Origin of the sequence: Streptomyces flaveolus (assembly GCF_000716535.1) — a bacterium.
GTDB classification, from domain to species: Bacteria; Actinomycetota; Actinomycetes; order Streptomycetales; family Streptomycetaceae; genus Streptomyces; species Streptomyces flaveolus_A.
In genome coordinates this window covers 1-203 of sequence record NZ_JNWV01000225.1, presented here as the reverse complement: position 1 = coordinate 203, position 203 = coordinate 1, and the positions used below count along the sequence as shown (strand labels likewise).

The window sequence follows — 203 nt, the reverse complement described above, 5'->3', positions numbered from 1 at the left end:
GCCGGGCCTGCAGATCATGTCGAACGAGCAGTTCAACCAGGCGTTCACGATGCACGGCACGATCATGCTGCTGATGTTCGCGACGCCGCTGTTCGCCGGTTTCGCGAACTGGATCATGCCGTTGCAGATCGGAGCGCCCGACGTGGCGTTCCCCCGGCTGAACATGTTCGCCTACTGGCTGTACCTGTTCGGCTCGCTCATCG

The 203-nt window shown here is 62.1% G+C and carries 1 protein-coding gene; it reads left to right on the top strand.

Going from position 1 to position 203, the window contains the following annotated elements:
* The coding region (locus tag OO52_RS45950) for a cbb3-type cytochrome c oxidase subunit I (protein ID WP_199820079.1) at positions 1 to 203 on the top strand (203 nt) is incomplete at both ends.